The organism is Azospirillum sp. B4 (assembly GCF_000333275.1).
Classification (GTDB): domain Bacteria; phylum Pseudomonadota; class Alphaproteobacteria; order Azospirillales; family Azospirillaceae; genus Nitrospirillum.
Genome location: NZ_BACU01000467.1, coordinates 1 through 5,816 on the forward strand (window position 1 = coordinate 1; position 5,816 = coordinate 5,816).

Annotated in this window: 5 protein-coding genes; all 5 read right to left on the reverse strand. The window is 69.5% G+C overall.

The window, feature by feature from the left end:
* On the reverse strand, positions 1 to 860 hold an 860-nt coding region (murD, locus tag I55_RS39100), incomplete at its 3' end, for a UDP-N-acetylmuramoyl-L-alanine--D-glutamate ligase (RefSeq protein WP_044562455.1).
* Between the two features lie 6 nt (positions 861 to 866).
* On the reverse strand, positions 867 to 1,952 hold the full coding sequence (gene mraY, locus I55_RS20550) for a phospho-N-acetylmuramoyl-pentapeptide-transferase (protein WP_044562456.1): 1,086 nt from the start codon (positions 1,950 to 1,952) through the stop codon (positions 867 to 869).
* A gap of 10 nt (positions 1,953 to 1,962) precedes the next feature.
* On the reverse strand, positions 1,963 to 3,414 hold the full coding sequence (locus I55_RS20555; RefSeq protein ID WP_044562457.1) for a UDP-N-acetylmuramoylalanyl-D-glutamyl-2,6-diaminopimelate--D-alanyl-D-alanine ligase: 1,452 nt from the start codon (positions 3,412 to 3,414) through the stop codon (positions 1,963 to 1,965).
* Positions 3,411 to 4,895, reverse strand: a complete 1,485-nt coding sequence (locus I55_RS20560; protein WP_307718722.1) for a UDP-N-acetylmuramoyl-L-alanyl-D-glutamate--2,6-diaminopimelate ligase — start codon at positions 4,893 to 4,895, stop codon at positions 3,411 to 3,413. The genes I55_RS20555 and I55_RS20560 overlap by 4 nt, the downstream gene beginning before the upstream one ends.
* An 87-nt stretch (positions 4,896 to 4,982) precedes the next feature.
* Positions 4,983 to 5,798 carry a penicillin-binding transpeptidase domain-containing protein gene (locus I55_RS20565; protein WP_083901296.1) on the reverse strand — a complete coding sequence of 272 codons (816 nt, stop codon included), beginning with the start codon at positions 5,796 to 5,798 and terminating at the stop codon, positions 4,983 to 4,985.
* Between the last annotated feature and the right edge of the window lie 18 nt (positions 5,799 to 5,816).

The window sequence follows — 5,816 nt, forward strand, 5'->3', positions numbered from 1 at the left end:
ACAGCCAGGGCTTGGCTGTCGGTGTCATCCACCAACACGCCATCGGCGGCGTGAACGCCGCCCGGCACCGCGCGTTCCGATGAGATGCGCACGACCGTGCGACCACCCTCGGCCTCCAGGCTGTCGGCCATGGCGGCGGTGTGGGGCTCATCCACGCCCAGGATGGCGACGGGCAGGGGCTTGGATGGGTCGCGGGCACCCGGCTGGAAGATCAGGCGCTTGGCGGCGATGTAGCCGTCCATGCCGCCGTGGCGGTCCAGGTGGTCGGGCGTGATGTTCAGCAGCACGGCAGCGTCGAAACCCAGGGAGGGCGTCAGCTCCAGCTGATAGCTGGACATCTCCAGCACATAGACGTCGCCCCTGGGATTATGGGGGGCGCCCAGTGCCGGGAAGGTCAGCACCGGAATGCCCAGGTTACCGCCCACGGCGATGGTGCGGCCGGCATGGGCCAGGATGTGACCGGTCAGGGCGGTGGTGGTCGATTTGCCGTTGGTGCCGGTGATGCCGACGTAGGCGGCGTCCGGTTGGGCCAGGCGCAGCAGCTCCACGTCGCCGATGATGGGCACGCCGGCATCCTTGGCGCGGGCCGCCACCGGGTGGGGCCGCGGGTGGGTGTGGGGGATGCCGGGGGACAGCACCAGCGCCGCCACACCCGTCAGGTCGGCCTCATGCAGGTTGGTCAGGGGAATGCCCGCCGCCTCGGCCGCCTTCTGGCCCCCGGCGCCATCGTCCCAGGCCAGGACCTCCGCCCCGCTGGCGGCCAGCACGCGCGCCGCCGCCAGGCCGGAGCGCGCCAGGCCCATCACCGCCACGCGGCGGCCTAGGAAGGAGGGGATGAGGATGGGCTGGGCGGTGCTCATGGGAACTTAACGCAGCTTCAGGGTGGACAGGCCGGCCAGGGCCAGGATGACGGCGATGATCCAGAACCGGATGACGACGGTGGGTTCCGACCAACCCTTCTTTTCGAAGTGATGATGCAGCGGCGCCATGCGGAACACCCGCTTGCCCGTCATCTTGAAGCTGGCGACCTGCACGATGACCGACACGGTTTCCAGCACGAACAGGCCGCCGATGATGGCCAGCACCAGCTCATGCTTGGTGATGACGGCGACGGTGCCGAGCGCGCCGCCCATGGCCAGCGAGCCGGTGTCGCCCATGAACACCATGGCCGGCGGGGCGTTGAACCACAGGAAGCCCAGGCCGGCGCCCACCAGGGCGCCGCAGAACACCGCCAGCTCACCCGTGCCCGGCACGTGGTGGATCTGCAGGTAGTTGGCGAAGACGGCGTTGCCCGACAGATAGGCGATCAGGCCGAAGCTGGCGGCCGCGATCATGATGGGCACGATGGCCAGGCCGTCCAGGCCGTCCGTCAGGTTCACGGAATGGCTGGATCCCACGATGATGAACACCGCCCAGGGCCCGAACAGGAAGCCCAGGGGGATCAGCACGTCCTTCAGGAAGGGGACGGCGACGCTGGTGTCCAGCGGGCTCTGCGCCACATGCAGGTACCAGGCGGTGGCAACACCGGCGACCGCGATCATGGCCACCATCTTGCCGCGGCCGGACAGGCCCTTGGTGTTGCGCTTGGTCAGCTTTAGGAAGTCGTCGCCGAAGCCCACAAGGCCGAAGCCCACGGTCACCAGCAGCACGATCCAGGTATAGGCGTTGGTGACGTCCACCCACAGCACGGTGGAGATCAGGACCGAGATCATGATCATCAGGCCGCCCATGGTGGGCGTGCCCTTCTTCTTCAGGTGCGTCTCCGGCCCGTCGGTGCGGATGGGTTGCCCCGCCCCCTGCATGGACTTCAGCCAGCGGATGACGCCCGGGCCGATCAGGAAGCTGATGATCAGCGCTGTCAGCATGGCCCCGCCGGTCCGGAACGTGATGTACCGGAACAGGTTGAACAGCTGGAAGTCGTCGGCCAGCGGGAACAGCAGGTTGAACAACATGGGACGGGTCTTAGCTCCCGGAAAGGGCGGAAGTGGAAGAGGAAAGGGCTTTCAGGGCATCCACCACCTTGGCCATACGGCTGCCGGCGGACCCTTTGACCATAATGACGTCACCGGCGCGCACGGCCGCCACCACCAGCGGCGCCAGGTCGGCGCTGGTGGCGGCATGGCCGCCGCGTCGCTCGGCCGGAAGCCGGTCGAACAGGTGACGCATGTTGGGGCCGCAGGTGTAGACCTGCGCCACATCGGCCGCCACCAGCGTGTCCGCCAGGCCGGCATGCAACGTGGCCGCGTCGGCGCCCAGCTCCAGCATGTCGCCCAGGGCCGCCACGCGGCGACCGCCGGGGGCCGGCTGGATGTGGCCCAGGACGGCGGCCGCTGCCGCCACCGAGACGGGGCTGGCGTTGTAGCTTTCGTCGATCAGGGTGACGCCGCCCCCTTGCGGAAGGTCCACAACCTGGCGCACGCCCCGGCCCTTGACCGGGGCCAAGGTGGCCAGCGTCGCGGCGGCGGCCGTGACGTCGCCACCGGCAGCGGCGACGGCCAGCAGCACGGCCAGGCTGTTCAGGGCTTGGTGGCGCCCGGGGATGGCCAGGGTGTAGCGCACCACCTGGCCCTGGATCTCGGCGGTGACGTCGCTGCCGGCTCCGGACAGGTCCAGGTCGATCAGCCGGGCGTCGGCCCCGGCGGTGGCGCCGAAGCTCAGCACATGGCCGATGCCCTGGGTGCGGGCGGCGGCCAGCAGGCGGGCGTAATGGGGGTTGTCGCGGTTCAGGATGGCCGTCCCCTGGCGGGACATCCCCTCGAATATCTCTGCCTTGGCGTCGGCGATGCCTTCCACCGACGCGAAGAATTCCAGGTGCACGGCCTCCACCGTGGTGATGATGGCGATGTCCGGCCGCGTCATGCGCGACAGCGGGCCGATCTCACCCGCGTGGTTCATGCCCAGTTCGAACACGCCGTAGCGCACGCCGGCCGGCAGGCGCGAAAGGGACAGCGGCACGCCCCAGTGGTTGTTCAGGCTGCCTTCGGTGGCGAAGGTCGGACCCTGTGCCGCCAGGCAGGCGCGCAGCATCTCCTTGGTGCTGGTCTTGCCTACCGATCCGGTGACGGCGATGACCTTGGCGGCGGTGTTAAGCCGCGCCACGCGACCCAAATCCTCCAGCCCCGCCAGCGCGTCGTCGGCGATCAGCAAGGGGGCGTCGGCGCCCACCCCGTCCGGCACGTGGCTGACCAGACAGGCGGCGGCCCCGCGCTCCAGCGCGCTGGCGACGAAGCCATGGCCATCGAAGGTCGGACCCTTTATGGCGACGAACAGGTCGCCCGGCGCCAGGGTGCGGCTGTCGATGGAAACGCCGGTGGCGGCCCAGTCGGGCCCCTGGGTGCGGGCGTTGGCGGCGGCGGCGGCATTGGCCGCCGTCCACAGCACCGTCTTTGTCTTGGTCGGGGTGGTCGCGGTCATGGCGTCGTCCCTCCCGGAAGGCCCAGCACGCCGCGGGCGACGGCCGCGTCGTCGAAGGGACGCACCTCCTTGCCTACGATCTGGCCCTGCTCATGGCCCTTGCCGGCGATGACCAGCACGTCGCCGGCCTTCAGCTCGCCAATGGCCAGGGCGATGGCGGCGGCGCGGTCGTCCACCTCCGTCGCGGCGGGGCAGCCGGCCAGGACCTCGGCGCGGATGGCGCCGGGAATCTCGGTGCGTGGGTTGTCGTCGGTGACGATGACGCGGTCGGCCAGGCGGGCGGCGATGGCACCCATCATCGGGCGCTTGCCCCGGTCGCGGTCGCCGCCACAGCCGAAGACGACGGACAGGCGGCCTTCCGCATGGGGGCGCAGGCTGTTCAGCACCGTCTCCAGCCCGTCAGGGGTGTGGGCGTAGTCGACATAGATGGCGGCACCATTGTCCAGAGTCGCCACCAGCTCCAACCGGCCACGCACGCCGTCCAGCTGCGACAGCAGACCGGCCGCCGCCTGCGGTTCGGCGCCGGCGCCGATGACCATGCCCAGCGCGCACAGCGCGTTCCACACCTGGAAACGGCCGACCAGGGGCAGGACGATTTCATGTGTCGTGCCCATGACCTGCAGCGTCAGCGCCTGACCGTGGGGCAGGGGACGCAGGGCCTTCACCGCCAGATCGCGCCCCTTCTCGCCAAAACCGATCAGCGTCTGCTTGCGGGCGTGGACCAGGTCGGCCAGGGCCTGGAATTCGGGGATGTCGGCATTGACCACGGCGGTCGCGCCGCGCGGCATCACCCGGTCGAACAGCATGGCCTTGGCCTTGAAATAGGCCTCCATGGTGCCGTGATAGTCCAGGTGGTCGCGGGTCAGGTTGGTGAAGCCGCCCACGGTGACCAGCACGCCATCCAGGCGGAACTGGTCCAGCCCATGGCTGCTGGCCTCCATCGCCAGGTGGGTGATGCCACCGGCGGCCAGGCGCGCCAGGGTGCCGTGCAACGCCACCGGGTCCGGCGTGGTCAGGCTGTCCTCCCGGGGGAAGCCCGGGGCGATCAAGCCCAGCGTGCCCATGGCGCCAGCCTGGTGGCCCTGCAGGCTCCACAGCTGGCGGGTGAACTGGGCGGTGGAGGTCTTGCCGTTGGTGCCGGTGACGGCGGCGATGGTGCCGGGTTGCCGCTTGTAGAAGGCGGCGGCCAGCAGGGCGAAACGCCGCCGGGGATTGGCATCCTCGATCAGCGTCACCGGGTGCGGCAGGTCGTCGGGCAGCGTCGTGCCCTTGGGCGCCAGCACGGCCACAGCGCCGGCGGCGACGGCATTGGGAATGAAGTCCCGCCCGTCACGGGCGCTGCCCGGCAGGGCGGCGAACAGCATGCCCGGCCCGACGGCGCGGCTGTCCGCGGTCAGGCCGGTGATCTCGGGGTCCCGTTCCAGGGCCAGCGCCGATACGGCGATTTCGGTGCGCGATGCCATCAGATCGGTCAGACGCAAGGGTCCCTCTCACACGCGGACGCCGGGGTGGCGTCAGTAGCGTCCCCCGGCATCGATCGACCCCCACCACAGCGGTTCGGGGACGGTTCAGTTGATGGCCATGGCCTGCAACACCTCAGGGTCGTTGCGGACCACCGGCTTCACCCCCAACAGGGGCGCCGCCTGCCAGACGATGCGCTGGACGGCCGGTGCGGCGACCCAGCCGGCGGTGGCGAAGCCAAAGCTCTTCTTATTCCCATGGGGCTCATCCACCATGACGAAAACCACATAGCGGGGATCCGTCATGGGGAAGGCGCCGGCGAAGGAGGTGCGCAGTGACTTGCGCGCGTATCCCTTGCCGCTGACCTTCTCGGCCGTGCCGGTCTTGCCGCCCACCAGGTAGTCCAGCGTGTCCGCGGCCTTCAGCTCGCCGGTGCCGAAGGCGGTCTTGCCCGTGCCCTCGGTCACCACCAGGCGCATCAGCTTGCGCAGGATGGCGGAGGTCTGGGGGGAGATGACGCGCGTCTCGGGGATCTCCGCGTTCGGGTCGCGCTTCAGCAGGGTGGCCGGCCGCATGACGCCCCCGTCAACCACGGCGCCGACGGCGGATATCATCTGGATGGGGCTGACGGACAGGCCGTGGCCGAACGCGACGGTCAGCAGCGTGGTCTGCCGCCACGGGTTGGGCACCAGCGGGGCGCCCACCTCGGGAATCTCCAGCGACGGGGCCTTCAGCATGCCGAAGCGGCCCATGTAGTCCCGCTGAACGTCGATGCCAAACCGCTCCGCCATCTTGGCGGACCCGATGTTGGACGACTTCCGGAAGATGTCGACCACATCCATCCAGTAGTTGACGGGCTCATCGTCATGAATGGTGAAACGGCCGATCTTCAGCGGATGATGGGTCTCGAACGTTTCGTGCAGCTTTCACGAACCGGGTTT

What these genes read in the sequence shown, in the direction of transcription:
- mraY (WP_044562456.1), bottom strand. Translation starts at nt 1,952, where the DNA reads ATGTTGTTCAACCTGCTGTTCCCGCTGGCCGACGACTTCCAGCTGTTC.
- I55_RS20555 (WP_044562457.1), bottom strand. Translation starts at nt 3,414, where the DNA reads ATGACCGCGACCACCCCGACCAAGACAAAGACGGTGCTGTGGACGGCG.